At 28.5% G+C, this 16108-nt stretch carries 16 protein-coding genes and 1 tRNA gene; 13 read left to right on the top strand and 4 right to left on the bottom strand.

All coding sequences use genetic code 11. The features are described 5' to 3' along the window. Positions 1 to 64: 64 nt before the first annotated feature. Positions 65 to 202 (top strand): hypothetical protein, encoded by a 138-nt coding sequence (locus NSA23_RS04070; RefSeq protein WP_187116641.1) that lies wholly within the window; start codon positions 65 to 67, stop codon positions 200 to 202. A gap of 161 nt (positions 203 to 363) precedes the next feature. Continuing rightward, positions 364 to 705: a cupin domain-containing protein gene (locus tag NSA23_RS04065; RefSeq protein WP_042679966.1), complete on the top strand. Its 342-nt coding sequence runs from the start codon at positions 364 to 366 to the stop codon at positions 703 to 705. 121 nt (positions 706 to 826) lie between these two features. Here NSA23_RS04065 and NSA23_RS04060 read toward each other — a convergent pair whose 3' ends face one another. The 3 genes from NSA23_RS04060 to NSA23_RS04050 all read right to left on the bottom strand — a co-directional run bounded on the left by NSA23_RS04060 (position 827) and on the right by NSA23_RS04050 (position 4089). Beyond that, entirely contained in the window at positions 827 to 2458 is a 1632-nt protein-coding gene (locus tag NSA23_RS04060) for an ABC transporter ATP-binding protein (protein WP_257490295.1), read from the bottom strand. A 102-nt stretch (positions 2459 to 2560) separates the two neighbouring features. Beyond that, the gene (locus tag NSA23_RS04055; protein WP_257490233.1) at positions 2561 to 3814 is read right to left on the bottom strand and encodes a radical SAM protein; all 1254 of its coding nucleotides are present in this window, start codon (positions 3812 to 3814) and stop codon (positions 2561 to 2563) included. Positions 3815 to 3963: 149 nt separating this feature from the next. Continuing rightward, positions 3964 to 4089 carry a hypothetical protein gene (locus NSA23_RS04050; protein ID WP_257490232.1) on the bottom strand — a complete coding sequence of 42 codons (126 nt, stop codon included), beginning with the start codon at positions 4087 to 4089 and terminating at the stop codon, positions 3964 to 3966. Between the two features lie 448 nt (positions 4090 to 4537). Between NSA23_RS04050 and mnmA the strand changes: the two genes are divergently transcribed. Beyond that, entirely contained in the window at positions 4538 to 5617 is a 1080-nt protein-coding gene (gene mnmA / locus NSA23_RS04045; protein ID WP_042679971.1) for a tRNA 2-thiouridine(34) synthase MnmA, read from the top strand. 17 nt (positions 5618 to 5634) lie between these two features. Here the strand turns inward: mnmA and NSA23_RS04040 are convergent, their stop codons facing one another. Further along, complete coding sequence (locus NSA23_RS04040) at positions 5635 to 5793, bottom strand: hypothetical protein (protein ID WP_187116642.1); 159 nt, start codon at positions 5791 to 5793, stop codon at positions 5635 to 5637. Between the two features lie 705 nt (positions 5794 to 6498). On the opposite strand from NSA23_RS04040, the gene NSA23_RS04035 reads away from it, so the two are divergent. From NSA23_RS04035 to clpP, 10 genes are all read left to right on the top strand, one after another. Beyond that, the gene (locus NSA23_RS04035) at positions 6499 to 8202 is read left to right on the top strand and encodes a peptide-binding protein (protein WP_257490231.1); all 1704 of its coding nucleotides are present in this window, start codon (positions 6499 to 6501) and stop codon (positions 8200 to 8202) included. 126 nt (positions 8203 to 8328) lie between these two features. Then, entirely contained in the window at positions 8329 to 9291 is a 963-nt protein-coding gene (locus tag NSA23_RS04030; protein WP_257490230.1) for an ABC transporter permease, read from the top strand. Positions 9292 to 9308: 17 nt separating this feature from the next. Beyond that, the gene (opp4C, locus tag NSA23_RS04025; RefSeq protein ID WP_222704738.1) at positions 9309 to 10241 is read left to right on the top strand and encodes an oligopeptide ABC transporter permease; all 933 of its coding nucleotides are present in this window, start codon (positions 9309 to 9311) and stop codon (positions 10239 to 10241) included. A 15-nt stretch (positions 10242 to 10256) separates the two neighbouring features. Next, the gene (locus tag NSA23_RS04020; protein WP_042679978.1) at positions 10257 to 11234 is read left to right on the top strand and encodes an ABC transporter ATP-binding protein; all 978 of its coding nucleotides are present in this window, start codon (positions 10257 to 10259) and stop codon (positions 11232 to 11234) included. Next, the gene (locus tag NSA23_RS04015; protein WP_042679980.1) at positions 11234 to 12205 is read left to right on the top strand and encodes an ABC transporter ATP-binding protein; all 972 of its coding nucleotides are present in this window, start codon (positions 11234 to 11236) and stop codon (positions 12203 to 12205) included. The genes NSA23_RS04020 and NSA23_RS04015 overlap by 1 nt, the downstream gene beginning before the upstream one ends. Further along, on the top strand, positions 12180 to 12404 hold the full coding sequence (locus NSA23_RS04010) for a hypothetical protein (RefSeq protein WP_257490229.1): 225 nt from the start codon (positions 12180 to 12182) through the stop codon (positions 12402 to 12404). Before NSA23_RS04015 ends, NSA23_RS04010 begins: the two co-directional genes overlap by 26 nt. Positions 12405 to 12515: 111 nt before the next feature. Next, positions 12516 to 13862, top strand: coding sequence for an MATE family efflux transporter (locus NSA23_RS04005; RefSeq protein WP_257490228.1), 1347 nt, complete (start codon positions 12516 to 12518; stop codon positions 13860 to 13862). A gap of 75 nt (positions 13863 to 13937) precedes the next feature. After that, a tRNA-Leu gene (locus tag NSA23_RS04000) sits at positions 13938 to 14021 on the top strand. 180 nt (positions 14022 to 14201) lie between these two features. Continuing rightward, complete coding sequence (tig, locus tag NSA23_RS03995) at positions 14202 to 15491, top strand: trigger factor (RefSeq protein WP_257490227.1); 1290 nt, start codon at positions 14202 to 14204, stop codon at positions 15489 to 15491. Between the two features lie 22 nt (positions 15492 to 15513). After that, the gene (clpP, locus tag NSA23_RS03990) at positions 15514 to 16086 is read left to right on the top strand and encodes an ATP-dependent Clp endopeptidase proteolytic subunit ClpP (protein WP_042679988.1); all 573 of its coding nucleotides are present in this window, start codon (positions 15514 to 15516) and stop codon (positions 16084 to 16086) included. Positions 16087 to 16108: the final 22 nt, after the last annotated feature.

Here is a 16108-nt window from a genome sequence, read left to right as displayed (position 1 = left end):
ATTTTTATAAATTATAGAAAAATAAAATAAGGCTAAATATAATTTAAAACTAGGAGGAATCTCTATGGATAATAGAACATTAAATGGAGTGAAAAAAGATACACCACTAGCAAATGTAAGTAATGAAGAATTAAATGAAATTAAGAAATTTGAGGAAGACTTAGGAAATAAATATTATATCTTAGCCTTTGAAAGAAAATAATGTACAACTATAAAAGGATAGCTAAATTTAGCTGTCCTTTTATAGAATAGAAAAATACCCATATATATTATTTTATCGTAACATTTGTTACGTATTTATATTGGAATTGATGGTAAAATAAAACATACAAGTACTTATTGAAAAGAATGGAGGTTTTAAATATGAGTGAAAATCTTATAAAAAATATAGAGTTTAAGACTGTACACAATATGAAATCATTAGTAGATTATCAAGAAGGAACTGTAGTTAGTAGAACACTTGCACAGGGCGATCCATTAAGTATGACACTATTTGCTTTTGATAGTGGGGAAGAAATTAGCTCTCACACAGCTCCAGGAGATGCATTAGTTTATATTTTAGATGGAAACGCAGAGATAACTATAGGAGGAGAAAAGTTTGAGTTAGAAGAAGGAGAAACAATTGTCATGCCAAAAGATATTCCCCATGCACTATATGCAAAAGAAAAGTTTAAAATGCTTTTAGTTGTAGTATTTAGTTTATAATTGAAAGAGGATAATTTAGCTAGTTATAAAATACTTTATAATTTAACTTATATTACTATGATTGAATCAAAAGTAATAACTGAAAAATATACATCCTAATATAATAAAATATTTTATTATATTAGGATGTATTAATATTAGCAGGTTTTTTGGATTCAGTTAATGAATATAATTCATAAAAATAGTTTTTATTATTCATTAATTTATTAAAAGGTCCTATTTCTACTATGTTACTATCTTTAAGAACAATAATTAGATCATATTTTTCAAGTAATTGTTTTGAAAACTTATGTGTTATTGATATTAATGTTAGATCTGATATGTTTAACAAAGAGTTTTCAATAAGATAAGAAGTTTTGTTATCCAATGAATTAGTAGCTTCATCTAGAATTAGTATGGGAGACTTTCTAATAAGAGCTCTAGCTATAGAAATTCTTTGTTTTTCACCTCCGGAAATAGCGTAACCATTTTCACCTATATTAGAATTGATACCATTTTGTAAATTATTAACTAAACCATATAATTTACATATATTTATAACTTTATTAATATCCTGTTCACTATAATTTTTAAAAAGAGTTAAATTATTTTTAAAGCTTGTATCAAACATAAATACATCTTGATGTATTACTGAGATTAAATTGTGAATGCTTTCTGAATTAATGTTTTTAATATTTATATTATCAATAAAAATATCTCCCGTATAGTTATCGTAATATTTTAATAGTAAATTAATTAAAGTAGATTTTCCACAACCACTTTTTCCAACAATAGCGACTTTTTGACCTTTAACTATTTTGAAAGATATGTTTTTTAAAGCGAGATTTTGTTGATTATAGGAAAATGAAATATTTTTAAATTCGATTGAATTAACAAAGGAATTCTTTTTTAAACCTAGATCCTCTAAAGTATTTTCATCCACTACTTTAATAATTTTATTGCCTATTAGGAGCATTGATTTGAAGTCAGCAATTATATAAGAGATATTTGTTATAGGTCCACTTATAAATTCCATTAGTTGAATTGTTGCCACAAATGTGCCAACAGTTGTTTTATCTTTAATTACTAGATATGTACCTATGCCTAAAACTATAAAGTAAGATAAATATGAAAATAAATTAATTATTAAATTTACCATTGCATTTAAAGAAAAGAAATTATATCTTGATTGCTCCATATTACTGTTATGTTTGTTATATTTGCATAAAATTGTATTTTGTAAATTAAAGCTTTTTATAGTTTCAAAACCTAATAAAAAATCTTTTGTGATTTTCATGAGGGAGCTCAACGAATCAGAAAAACTTTTCTTTAGTGTTGACAATTTATTGTTGAAAATATAAGGAACTATAATTGGAATTGTACTTATTATTAAAATAAATACAGCTATAATGGTATTTAATTTTAATAACCCCAAAGTTGCTATAAAAAATGAAAGAATAGCCTGTATTATATTTAGAAAGTTTAGAAAATAGCCTCTTTGAATAAGTTCAAGGTCATTGTTGATTAGTGATATATAATGAGATGTATTTTTACCATGAAAATTTTCCTTATTCCTATTTATGATTTTTGAAAAAATATCATATCTGAGAACTGTCATATTATATTGTATATACTTAGCAAAAAAAATTTCTCTTAAGTAGCTTGATATGAGCAATATTATAATGAAAAAGATTGATATTAATGCTATATTAGTAAATCTTTCCGTATTTTTATTAATACTTGTATCAATTAAATCTTTTATAAGAAAGGCAATGAAAGTATATAAAGATGAATCAATTATTACAAAAAGTACATTAATTATGAATAGTTTTTTTGATTTTATAAGATATTTTTTCATATGTTCACAACCTAAACATTAACTATTAGAACAATACTGTAAATAATATTGTTTTATTTCTTTACAAATATTTTTAACACTAGTATTTTCTTTATTTAATTTTTTTTCAAACTTAATTAAATTTTTAGGCATTTTCTTGAAATCATATTCCCATACTAAATTTTTAACTTCTGTTTCTTTAATATTCCCTATAGGATATACATTATCATCTAAAAATTCACATGGCTTAATAATACCCATTTCACTTATACACCAACTTAGAAGTCCACCACCGCATCCTAAAGCTTTATATTTAGAGTTGATTTTTAGGTTAGTATTATATTCATGCCAAGTTTGTACATTTATTTTATTCTTATATTTTTTATATAGCTCTTCAAGTTGTAATTCAACATTCTTGATTTCTTCTTCAGATAATATCCATGAAGATAAAGAAGTTCCCCTTCCATATGGAATTAAAGTTCCAAATCTTATTGAATTAGCACCAGATTTATATGCAGTATTAATTATATCTTCTATATGATTAATATTTGATTTTGTAACTATAGTTGCTATTGTTGAAGGTATTTCCATATTGGAAAGTTCTTTTATAGTTAATATTGTTTTTTTGAAGGAACCTGGAGTTCTAGTAATGGAATCATGAATGTTTTTATCATGTGAGTATAGTGAAAGTTGAACGTTATCTATATATTTGAAGTTTTTAACATTATTAGAATTTATTAAAGTTCCAGTAGTAGTAATTGTAGTTCTAAAGTTATCAATGCAATAGCTTAAAATATTAAAAAAATTGTCATGTAGCATAGGTTCACCGCCAGTGAGTTGAATTGATATAGATTTATCTTTTAAAAATTTCAGAGCATCAATGAGTGTTTCATATGGAATAGAATTTTTGTTTTTGTTTGAGCAATTTTTAAAGCAGTGAATACATTTCAAATTACATTTATTTGTAAGGCTAATGATAATATTTATAGGTATTTTTGCATTTTTCATTCCAGACGTTTTTAAATTTTTGTAATCAGAGTTTTTATTTAAAAATAAGAAATCATTTTTATTATTTATAAAATCCATAACTATAGCTTTTATTTTTGAATAATTACGAGTATCTAAATCTTTACTAATTTCTCTTACAATTTCATCAATAGACTTATTTCCATTAAATTTTTCTATTATATAAGTTTCAACATCATTTAGTATGTAATTATCTTCATTAGTAAGTAAAATTGAGTAGTCATCAAAATAATGTAAGATACTGTTTTCTATAACAGCAGGATACATATTATTTCCTCCGTCCTATATTTAATTTATGAATAAATAAAAAGATAAATTAGGTAAAGCAAAGATTAATCTCTGCTTTACCATTTTTTAAGAAAGAGACAATTGATATTGTATAAATGAAAATTTATGTTTTACTATAAAATCTCATCCTATTTTTTTGGACGTGCTGCAGATAGTACAAGATCAGGACATATAGTTATAACTGTAGGACCACAATATTTAGCTTTAGGTGTTATTTTTGAGGCTTTATAATTGAAAAAGTTAGTCTTATTCATGTTTACACCTCCTTTGCAATTTATCTTTATAATGATTCAATAAGTTAAGATAAAATAAGTTAGATTTATTTAATATTATCTGGGTAAATTTTATCAAAAGATAAAAATAATCTCAATATTCATTTTTTTTCAAATATTTTTAATAAGTATATTAATTTTACATAATTGCATTGTTTAATACATAATTTAATTTATTATTATGAAAAAATTTTAATATGTATGACATAATATGAAAAACGAAAAAATTGGAATTATTAAATATTTTTATAAAGGTGAATTGAATATTTATTTTAAATAGATATATTTTATAAGTTTTTATTTAGAATTATAGTTTGATTTTATGAATAGTAAAATTAGACTATAATATATGTTATAATGTTAGAACATTGAAGATAGTTGTAAATTAAATAGAAGATAAATATATATAGTAGTAAGGTTGGTGAAATTTTTGAATAGAAAAGTAGTTCTAGGAATGAGTGGAGGAGTAGATAGCTCTGTAGCAGCTTATATTTTAAAGGAAGCAGGATATGATGTAATAGGTGTAACTATGACCATGATTTCAAGAGATGAAGAGTTTAATGAGAAAGAAGGTGACTGCTGTTCTATTTCATCAGTAAATGATGCTAGAAAGGTAGCGAAAAAGTTAGATATTCCTTTCTATGTCATGAATTTTAAAGATATATTTGAAAGGAAAGTTATAAATTATTTTGTCGATGAATATTTACAAGGAAGAACTCCAAATCCATGTATAGCATGTAACAAATATATAAAGTTTGATGAATTCTTAAGGAAAGCTAAAGGTCTAGGAGCAAATTATGTAGCTACGGGTCATTATGCTAATATAGAGAAAGATAAAAGTATAGATAGATATCTATTAAAAAGAGCGGCAGATATAAGAAAAGATCAAACTTATTTTTTATATAATATGACTCAATATCAATTAGAACATACTCTTATGCCTCTTTATAATATTACAAAAGACAAAGTGAGAGAAATAGCAGAAAAGATAGAATTGGATATACATAATAAACCTGATAGTGAAGAAATATGTTTTATTCCAGATGATGATCATGGAAGATTTATAAAGAAAAGGGAACCAAACAAAGTAAGGCCCGGATATTTTATAGATGAAAGTGGAAATATATTAGGCAAACATAAAGGAATAGTTTACTACACTGTAGGACAAAGAAAAGGATTAGGAGTTGCTCTAGGTAAAAAAGTATTTGTTCAAAGAATAATTCCAGAAAAAAATTTAATAGTACTTGGAGATGAAGAAAAAATATTTAAATCTAAGCTCTATGCAGAGGATATAAACATAATTACCTATGACCATATTCCTAAAAACTTAGAGGTAACAGCTAAAGTAAGGTATAGCATGAAGGAGACAAATGCAATTATAAATCCATATAAGGATGGGGTAATAGTAGAGTTTGAGATACCACAGAGGGCTATTACAAAGGGCCAATCAGTAGTATTTTATAATGGAGAAATAGTAGTAGGTGGAGGTATTATAAAGGAAATATATTAGAAAGACAGACAAACTCTCTAGCTAGAGAGTTTGTCTATTTCTTCTAGAAATGCAACTTTAGATTTTGAATATTTATCATATTCTTCTTTTGTAATTTTATTAGACTTTTCTAATATTTGAAGGATATTAAGTAGGTCTAAGCACAAATTTTTTAAATCATTTTCTATTTTTTCCATTGTATCACCTCAACATCATTTCAAACTTATGTAATTTAAGAGTATAAATAGTTTAAATAAATTGATTAATAAGTAAATTAAATGTCAAATCGTTATTAAATTTCAATTAATAAAACCTTACAAAAAATTAATATTTCAGATATATCAATATATTTGTACATAAATATACAAGACTTTTTTTACATAAACAGAAATAAATTATATTTAAATTATATACAGTTTAAATATAAAGTATTCATATATATAAATAGTTTTAAAATTAAGAATAGATTGAATCCACTCTAATATTTTGTTCTAGTATTTTCATCAATCAAAAAATTTTCATCAATCAAAAATCTTAGAACAAAATTTTTATACTATTTATAATTTATAGAGAATAGTTTATACTAGATAGATACTAAAAAAGTTAAATAATTCGACATAACTAGATAATTATAGATAGAGGTTTATTTTAGTTTATATAGAATACTACTTATATATGAATTTTGTAGCATATGTTTGTGGATATAATGCTTTAGGCATCAACGACATTGTATAACTATAAAAATAAATGCATAATTAAATTTTTTGCAATTTTGCTTAACTTCGTTTATAATGTGTTATACCTTAGTTATCCATTGACATCAATTAATAGTAGATGGTATAATGCATTAAATTAATAAGTTATAATAAAGTATAATAACAAAAAAAAGGGGGATTATTTTAATGAAAAGAAAGTTAAGTTTAATTCTTTCTCTAGTTCTTGTTCTTACATTAGTAATGACAGGCTGTGGTAAGAGCGAAGAACCAAAACCAGCAAGTGGTGGAGATAAGAAGGCAGAAGAAAAGGCTGGAGATGCAAATAATCCAGCAAAAGGAAGAGAAAACGCTGATAACACATTAGTTATTGGTACTCATGAAACTAAAGGAGAATTTTTGCCAGGTTATAGTGCAGAAACATATGATGGTTATGTAGTAGATTTAGTTTTTGATGGTCTTATAAGCAATGATAAAGAGGGAAACCCAGTTCCACATGCAGCAAAGGATTGGGAAATATCAGATGATCATCTTACTTATACATTTAATTTAAGAGATGATATTAAATTCTCAGATGGAAAGCCACTAACTGCTGAAGACGTAGAGTTTACTTATACATTTATATGTGATCCAAAATATGATGGACCTAGAGCTTCTTATGTAGCAGACCTTGAAGGATATAAAGAATACAATGAAGGAGATGCTAAAAAAGTATCAGGTATTGAGGTTAAAGACGACCATACTATATCTTTTAAATTTACAAAACCATTATCAACTAATATTTGGAATTTTAGTTTTGGAATTATGCCAAAGCATGTTTATGAATTTGAAAAGGGAGATATAGAAGCAATAAAGGCTAAGATGAATAAACCAGTAGGTTCAGGACCATTTATTTTAGAAAAATATGAACCTAAACAATATGTAGAGTTTAATACTAACAAAGATTATTTTCTAGGAGCAGCAAAATTTGAAAAATTAATACTTAAATTTACTAATCCAGAGACTCAATTTTCTGAACTTGAAAAAGGAACAACTGATATACAACTTGCAGTTGCATCAAAAGGTGAAAATAAAGAAATAATAGATGGTATGGATTTTATTGATATAGTTGAATATGATGATAATGGTTATGGATATATGGGCTTTAATTTAAGAGATCCAAGACTTGCAGATAAAAAAGTTCGACAAGCATTAACTTATGGATTTAACCGTGATAAATTTGTAGAAGTATATTATCAGGGATATGCACAAACATCTAATGTACCTTTAGCTAAAGTGTCTTGGGCATATACAGATGATATAAATGAATATAAATATGATCCAGACAAGGCTAGCAAACTTCTAGATGAAGCTGGTTGGAAAGTTGGAAAAGATGGAATAAGAGAAAAAGATGGAAAAAAATTAGATTTTGTATGGTCAACTCATACAGATAGTAAATATGTAGAGACTATGATTCCAATGTTAAAAGAAGATTGGAAAAAAATAGGAGTAAAAGTAGAAGCAGATATAATGGAATTCCCTGCATTGACTGAAAAAGTAAATAAAGAGAGAGATTTTGATTTATTTAATATGGCATGGAGTTTGTCTGTGAACCCAGATTCATATGAGATTTTCCATAGCAGTCAAGATCAACCAGGTGGATATAATTCTGTAGGGTTTAAAAATGACAAGAATGATGAGTTATTAGAAAAAGGAAGACAAGAATTTGATCAAGATAAACGTGCTGAAATATATAAAGAATGGGGTCAACTTATGAATGAGGAACTTCCATATATGTTCTTAACTCAATCATATCGTTGGGATGTAGTTAATAAACGTGTTAAGAATTTCGAAACTTCTCCATTCCAAGATTTTGTATATAGAGATATAATATTGAATGTAGAATTACAATAATTTATAGGGTGAAATTTTAAAAAATCTAAATAAATAATCCAATTTAAAACAATATAAACCCGGTTAAGGAGTTACCGGGTTTATATTGTATAAAGAATAGCTTTAAAACATTAAAGGAGGGAAATCATGTTTAAGTATATAATAAGAAGAATACTAAACTTGATACCGGTGTTACTAATTATATCTATACTAATATTTGGAATTATCAAAATGGCACCTGGGGATCCATTAAGTACTAGGCTTGATCCAAAATCTACAGTAGAACAAAGAAATGCTGAACGAGAAAAATTAGGACTTAATGACCCAGTCCCAGTACAATACTGGAGATGGCTTAGTAAATCAATAAGAGGAGATTTTGGAGAATCTATTACTTATAGACAACCTGTTAAGGATGTTGTACCAGGATTTATATGGAATACTTTTCTTTTAAATGTAGTAGTTTATATAATAGCTTTTTTGATTTCAATTCCTATAGGGGTTATCTGTGCTGTAAAGCAATATTCTAAAACAGATAATTTTTGGACTATTTTTTCTATTATAGGAATATCTATGCCTAGTTTCTTTTTTGGACTGTTATTAATATACTTTTTTGCGGTTAAATTAAATTGGTTTCCTATAAATGGTATGATAACTCCAGGGAAAAATGCAGTAGGTTTTGCTAGGGCTAAAGATATTTTACATCATATGTTTTTGCCAGCTATAGTGTTGACTATCGGTAGTATGGCTAGTTTAGTAAGATACACAAGAACTAGTATGCTTGAAGTTATAAATCAAGATTATATTAGAACAGCAAGATCTAAAGGATTAAGAGAAAAGGTAGTTATATATAGACATGCTTTTAGAAATGCATTGATTCCAATAGTTACTATTATAGGTTTTACTATTCCATCCCTTTTCTCAGGAGCAGTTATATTAGAAACTGTATTTGTATGGCCTGGCATTGGAAATGTAATGATGGAATCTATTACTGCAAGAGATTATAATATGATGATGGCACTCAATATGTTCTTTGCATTGCTTACCCTACTTGGAAATTTACTTGCTGATATAGGATATGCATTAGTAGATCCAAGGATTAAAGTAGATTAATGGAAGGAGGAGAACAAGTGACTGAGAAGAATTTAGAAATTGAAAAAAAGCCAGTTAATATGAATAATAATGAAGCTGAACAGGAAATATTATCACCTTGGAAGATGTTTGTTAGAAAGTTTAAGAAAAATAAAGTTTCAATAGTAGGGCTTATTATATTAATAATTATGATTTTATCTGCATTACTTGCTCCAATTTTAACACCTTATGATCCATATGAAATGGATTATTCTAAAATTAATGAACCACCTTCAAAAGAGCATTGGCTAGGAACTGATGAAGTTGGAAGAGATTATTTAACTAGAATATTATATGGTGGAAGAGTTTCTATGAAGGTAGGACTTTTTGCCGTTATTATAGAGATTATTATAGGTGCTTTAATAGGCGGATTGGCAGGATACTACGGTGGTTGGGTAGATAATATTCTTATGAGATTTTCAGAAATAGTCATGTCTTTTCCATTTCTGCCATTAGCTATTACTATTTCTGCCGTTATAGGTACTAAGGTAGAGCCTCAACGGAGAATGTACATTGTAATGATGATTATTGGATTTTTAAGTTGGCCAGGTTTGGCTAGAATGGTAAGAGGACAAATTCTTTCACTAAGGGAACAGGAATTTGTGCAAGCAGCTAGAGCATTAGGTATAAGAGATAGTAAGATTATATTAAGACATTTAATTCCTAATACAGTAGGATATATTATAGTAAGTGCTACATTAGGAATGGCAGGAGCTATAATGAGTGAATCAGGACTATCTTTCCTTGGTCTTGGTGTTACTCCACCAACTCCGACTTGGGGTAATTTAATACAAAATGCTAGAGAGGTTTATATACTTAGAAATCGTATGTGGCTATGGTTGCCACCAGGAGTATGTATATTTTTAGCGGTAATGAGTATAAATTTACTTGGTGATGGATTGCGTGATGCTATAGACCCTAAGTCTAAATGATAGGAGGATAGAAATATGGATAAGCTGTTAGAAGTAAAAGATTTAAAGACGTATTTTTATACTGATGATGGAATTGTTAAAGCTGTAGATGGTGTTAACTTTTCGGTAGAGTCTGGAAAGACTATAGGTATTGTGGGAGAATCCGGTTGTGGCAAGAGTATAACAGCTATGTCTATACTACGCCTTATACCTGACCCTCCTGGAAAAATTGTAAATGGCGAAATATTTTTCAATGGAAAAGATTTGACTAAAGTTTCAGATGAAGAGATAAGGCATATTCGCGGAAATGACATTTCTATGATTTTCCAAGAACCTATGACTTCATTAAACCCTGTATTTACTGTAGGAGATCAAATAATGGAGGCATTGATTCTTCATCAAAAATTAAGTGAAGAAGAAGCTAGGAAAAAGGCTATTCAAATGATAAAGCTTGTTGGTATACCTAGGGCAGATAAAATAGTAGATGAATATCCACATCAATTATCTGGAGGTATGAGACAGAGAGTTATGATAGCTATGGCGCTATCTTGTCAGCCTAAACTTTTAATAGCTGACGAACCTACAACAGCTTTAGATGTTACTATTCAAGCCCAAATATTAGAGCTTATGAATGAATTGAAAAATAAATTGAATACATCTATTATGCTTATAACTCACGATCTTGGAGTTGTTGCAGAAATGTCTGATCATGTAATAGTTATGTATTCAGGAAAAGTGGTAGAAGATGCACCAGTAGAAGAATTGTTTAAAAACCCAAGACATCCTTATACAATAGGACTTATGAATTCTATACCTTCATTAATTGGAGAAGGAAAGAGATTGGAAAGTATTAAAGGAGCAGTTCCAAATCCTCTATACCTTCCAAAAGGCTGTTATTTCCATCCAAGGTGTAAATTTGCTACAGATGAATGTAGGAATGGACAACCTGAACTAAGGGAGATAGCATCAGGACATAAGGTTAGCTGTTTTAGAGCAGAGGAGGTGGGTAGATAATGAGTGAAGCAATATTAGAGGTCAAAAACTTAAAAAAGCACTTTCCTATATATAAGGGAGCTTTTAGAAGAAAGGTTGGAGATGTAAAGGCGGTAGATGGAATATCTTTCAAGCTAAAGGCAGGAGAGACATTGGGTCTTGTTGGCGAATCTGGCTGTGGAAAGTCTACAACTGGTAGAACTATATTAAAACTTTTAGATCCTACAGAGGGTAGTGTAAAATATAAAGATAAGGATGTATTAAATGCTCCAAAGGATGAAATGCTAAAGCTAAGAAGAGAAATGCAAATAGTTTTCCAAGATCCATATAGCTCTTTGAACCCAAGAATGACAGTATCCCAGATAGTAGGTGAAGCTTTAATAGAACATAAACTTTACAAGAAAGGAAAAGAGTTAGACGAATATATAACAGAAGTTATAACTAGATGTGGTTTAGCAAAATACCATATGAATAGATATCCTCATGAGTTTTCAGGAGGACAACGTCAACGTATAGGTATTGCTAGAGCTCTTGCTTTAAATCCATCTTTTATAGTTGCTGACGAGCCCGTATCTGCTCTAGATGTGTCTATACAATCACAGGTTATAAATTTATTGACAGATTTGCAAAAAGAACGGGGAATATCTTATTTATTTATTTCCCACGATTTAGGAGTAGTTAAATATATAAGCCATAGAATAGGTGTTATGTATCTAGGGAATTTAGTAGAATTGTCTGAAAAAAACGCACTATTTGATAATCCTAAACATCCCTATACACAAGCACTTCTTTCAGCTATTCCTATACCAGATCCAACTAAAAAGATAAATAGGATTTTATTAAAAGGAGATATTCCAAGTCCTGCAAATCCACCATCTGGTTGCAAGTTCCATACTCGTTGTAGATATGCTAAAGATATATGTAAGGAACAAGTGCCAGAATTTAGAGACTTAGGAGGAGAGCATTTTGTGGCGTGCCACTTTGCGAAATAAGAAGTCTGTTGAAGAAAGAGAAAAAAGGCTAAAAAAGTCTATAGAAAAAAAGAACAAAGAAGATCCTTTAAAATTTACTAATAAGGATATTTTAGCTATGATTATTGCGGCATTTCAAATATTACTTCCTATATTGTTTGTAGGAATAGGACTATTTGCATTAGTCACATTTTTATTTACAAGATTCTTTTTGAGATAAATTTAGTATTGAACAAATATACTTTCACAATAAAGAGTTGCAAAGGCTATTGCAGCTCTTTTTTTAATTTGATATAATACTCTAGATTAGTTTAGTAAGTGAGGTGGGTTAATGGCTGTTTTCCAGGACAAAAAAATGAATAAAGAAATATTTTCACTAGCATTGCCGGCAATATTTGAAATGTTACTTCATACATTAGTATGGACTTTTGATACAGGTATGGTTGGAAGGCTTACTCCCGAAGCAATATCTTCAGTTACCTTAGGGGCACAAATAATGTTTACTGTCAGCAATATATTAGGAGCATTGGGTGTAGGAACAACAGCTATGGTTTCTAGAAATATTGGAGCTATGAATAGTGAAAGAGCAGAAAATATAGCAGTTCAAGCACTTAGTCTAGGTATTATAATCAGTCTGGTAGTTGGAAGTATAGGTATTATTCTTTCAGATAACATATTTCATGGTTTAGTTGATGACCCAAAGGTAATGAAACTAGGAACAGAATATTTAAGAATAGTATTTATTGGTGCATTTTTTCTTATACCAACAATGATAGGAAATTCTATTTTAAGAGGTGCAGGAAATACTTATGTCCCTATGATTTCAGCGGGCATGGCAAATATTTTCAATATAGTAGGAGACTATGTGCTTATATTTGGAAAATTTGGTTTTCCAAGGATGGAAACAAAGGGAGCTGCAATAGCTACAGCCTTTGGGCAGATAGTAGGAGCAATTATTACATTTTATTATCTATTTAAAACTAATAATTATATTCGAGTAAAGGTTAAAGGATTATTTAAGTTCAATAGAGAAATACTTAATAGTCTAGTTAATTTAAGTTTTCCAGCTATACTAGAGGTTTTTATGAATGAAGGAAGTAGATTAGTATCTTCTTTTTGGATTGCTCAACTTGGTACGCTATCTTATGCTAGCAATTCTATTACTGTAGCTGCTGAGTCTATATCTTTTATGCCAGGATATGGATTTGCTATAGCTGCTACTACACTAGTGGGACAAAACTTAGGTTCTAAAGATGTAGAAAAGGCAGAAAAAAGTGTAAATGCTTCTATATATTATGCTATATTGCTTATGGGAATAGTAGGTATATTGTTTTTTGCAATTCCTTATCCTATAATGAGGTTGTTCAGTTCTGATAAAGAAACAGTATTTTTAGCTTCAAAATGTCTAAGAATTGGAGCTTTTGAACAAATTCCAACTGCAATAGGCATGACATTGTCTGGAGCATTAAAAGGTGCTGGAGATACAAAAGGACCTTTTAGAATATCTTTAGTAACTAATTTTTTAGTCAGATTGCCTTTAATTTTTCTAATAGTATTTGTATTTAAATTACCCATTATTTATATTTGGGTAGCTACTAATATTCAATATTTAGTAGAGGCTACTTTAATGACTATTAAGTATAAGAAGGGGGCTTGGAAGAATATTTTAATTGATTAAAAAAATAATAAAAAAATATTGACAATAGGCTATAACATGGTATAATAATATGGTGAGTTTAAAAAACACTTATACGCGGGAATGGCGGAATTGGCAGACGCGCTAGACTTAGGATCTAGTGTCATTGACGTGGGGGTTCAAGTCCTCTTTCCCGCACCAATTAAACCAGTGGTTATGCCATTGGTTTTTTTAATATTTTATCAATAAATATATGTTTACAAGAGACAATAGAAATGTTGGATATACATATTTTTTATGGTATAATTTTGATGATATACCCCAGTAATTTAAGAATTATGAAAATAAATAAAAAAAGAAATTTAAGGAGGCAAAAAAACGATGAACTCTGTTTTAGAAAAAAAAGAAAACAATAAAGTTACCTTTACAGTAGAGATAGGTGAAGATAAATTTGAAGAGGCAATTCAAAAAACTTACTTAAGAAACAGAAGTAGATTTAACATTCCAGGATTTAGAAAGGGAAAAGCTCCAAGAAAAATAATAGAAATGAATTATGGAGAAGGCATTTTTTATGAAGAAGCATTAAATGGCATTTTACCAGAAGCTTATGAAAATGCTATTGAAGAATTGGAGTTAGAACCTGTTGAACAACCAGTAGTGGATATTGAAGAACTTGAAAAAGGAAAACCAGTAGTATTTAAAATTGAAGTAACTATCAAGCCTGAAGTGAAATTAGGAGAATATAAGAGTATAGAAGTTGAAAAAGTAGAGTATAATGTTACAGATGAAGATGTAGAAAAGGAATTAAACAACATTCAAGAAAAGAATGCAAGACTTATAGATGTTTCTGATAGAGAAGTAAAAGATGGAGATATCTTAAATATTAATTTTGAAGGATATGTAGATGGAGAGCAGTTTGAAGGTGGTACTGCAGAAGATCAACAATTAGAAATTGGTTCAGAAAAATTTATACCTGGATTTGAAGAACAACTTATAGGAAAGAAAAAAGAGGAAGAAGTAGAAGTAAAAGTTAATTTTCCTGAAGACTACTTTGAAGAAAGTTTAAAAGGAAAAGAAGCAATATTTAAAGTAACTATTAATGATATAAAAGAAAAAGAGTTGCCAGAACTAGATGATGAATTTGCGAAAGATGTTAGTGAATTTGACACACTAGATGAATTTAAAAATAGTATAAAAGAAAAGCTTGAAAAAGAAATGAAAAATAAGGAAAAAGTTGAACAAGAAGTAAAATTAATTGATAAGATATTAGAAGAAGCAGAAATAGATCTTCCAGAAGTAATGATAGAAAATCAAATTGAAAATGAAATGGGTCAATTTGACTATAGTTTAAGAATGCAGGGTCTTTCAATGGAACAATATTTTGAATTAACAAATACTGATTTAGAAGGTTTTAAGGAACAAATGAAACCAGAAGCAGAAAAGAGAGTTAGAACTGAATTAGTATTAGAAGAAATATCAAAGATTGAAAAAATAGAAGCATCTGATGAAGATGTAGATAAAGAACTAGAAAAAATGGCTGAACAATATCAAAGTGAAGATGTAGAAAAATTCAAAGAAGACATGAAAAAGGGAGATTTAGAATACATTAAGACGGGTATAATTAGAGATAAGACTATTGAATTTTTAATGGCAAATGCCAAGTTTAGTTAAAGAGATTTAGGAGGGATATGGAATGGCTTTAGTACCAGTAGTAGTAGAGCAAACCAATAGAGGAGAGAGATCTTACGATATCTACTCAAGATTATTAAAAGAAAGAATTATATTTCTTGGTGAAGAAGTTAATAGTGTGACAGCAAATTTAATAGTTGCACAACTTTTATTTTTAGAAGGAGAAGATCCAGATAAAGATATTCAACTTTATATAAATAGTCCTGGAGGCTCAATAACCTCAGGATTTGCTATATATGATACAATGCAGTATATAAAACCTGATGTTTCAACAATATGTGTAGGAATGGCTGCTAGCATGGGGGCATTTTTACTTGCTGCAGGTAAAAAAGGTAAAAGATTTGCATTACCAAATGCTGAGATAATGATACATCAACCATTAGGCGGTACACAAGGTCAAGCAGAAGATATTAGAATTCATGCAGAAAGAATAATAAAAACTAGGAAACAAATAAATACTATATTAAGTGAAAGAACAGGTCAACCATATGAAAAAATTGCTAGGGATACAGATAGGGATTTCTTTATGTCTGCTGAAGAAGCTAAAAAGTATGGTATAATAGATGAGGTATTTTAATTTAGAAAATAACTTTAAGTGA

This window comes from Anaerosalibacter massiliensis (genome assembly GCF_024623155.1).
Classification (GTDB): Bacteria; Bacillota; Clostridia; order Tissierellales; family Sporanaerobacteraceae; genus Anaerosalibacter; species Anaerosalibacter massiliensis.
This window is presented reverse-complemented; position numbering and strand designations above follow the sequence as displayed.

Coding starts and splice junctions, on each gene's coding strand:
- clpP (WP_042679988.1), top strand. CDS start 15,514: ATGGCTTTAGTACCAGTAGTAGTAGAGCAAACCAATAGAGGAGAGAGA.
- NSA23_RS04030 (WP_257490230.1), top strand. CDS start 8,329: ATGTTTAAGTATATAATAAGAAGAATACTAAACTTGATACCGGTGTTA.
- NSA23_RS04070 (WP_187116641.1), top strand. CDS start 65: ATGGATAATAGAACATTAAATGGAGTGAAAAAAGATACACCACTAGCA.
- NSA23_RS04035 (WP_257490231.1), top strand. CDS start 6,499: ATGAAAAGAAAGTTAAGTTTAATTCTTTCTCTAGTTCTTGTTCTTACA.
- NSA23_RS04040 (WP_187116642.1), bottom strand. CDS start 5,793: ATGGAAAAAATAGAAAATGATTTAAAAAATTTGTGCTTAGACCTACTT.
- NSA23_RS04055 (WP_257490233.1), bottom strand. CDS start 3,814: ATGTATCCTGCTGTTATAGAAAACAGTATCTTACATTATTTTGATGAC.
- NSA23_RS04015 (WP_042679980.1), top strand. CDS start 11,234: ATGAGTGAAGCAATATTAGAGGTCAAAAACTTAAAAAAGCACTTTCCT.
- tig (WP_257490227.1), top strand. CDS start 14,202: ATGAACTCTGTTTTAGAAAAAAAAGAAAACAATAAAGTTACCTTTACA.
- NSA23_RS04050 (WP_257490232.1), bottom strand. CDS start 4,089: ATGAATAAGACTAACTTTTTCAATTATAAAGCCTCAAAAATAACACCT.
- NSA23_RS04020 (WP_042679978.1), top strand. CDS start 10,257: ATGGATAAGCTGTTAGAAGTAAAAGATTTAAAGACGTATTTTTATACT.
- NSA23_RS04005 (WP_257490228.1), top strand. CDS start 12,516: ATGGCTGTTTTCCAGGACAAAAAAATGAATAAAGAAATATTTTCACTA.
- NSA23_RS04065 (WP_042679966.1), top strand. CDS start 364: ATGAGTGAAAATCTTATAAAAAATATAGAGTTTAAGACTGTACACAAT.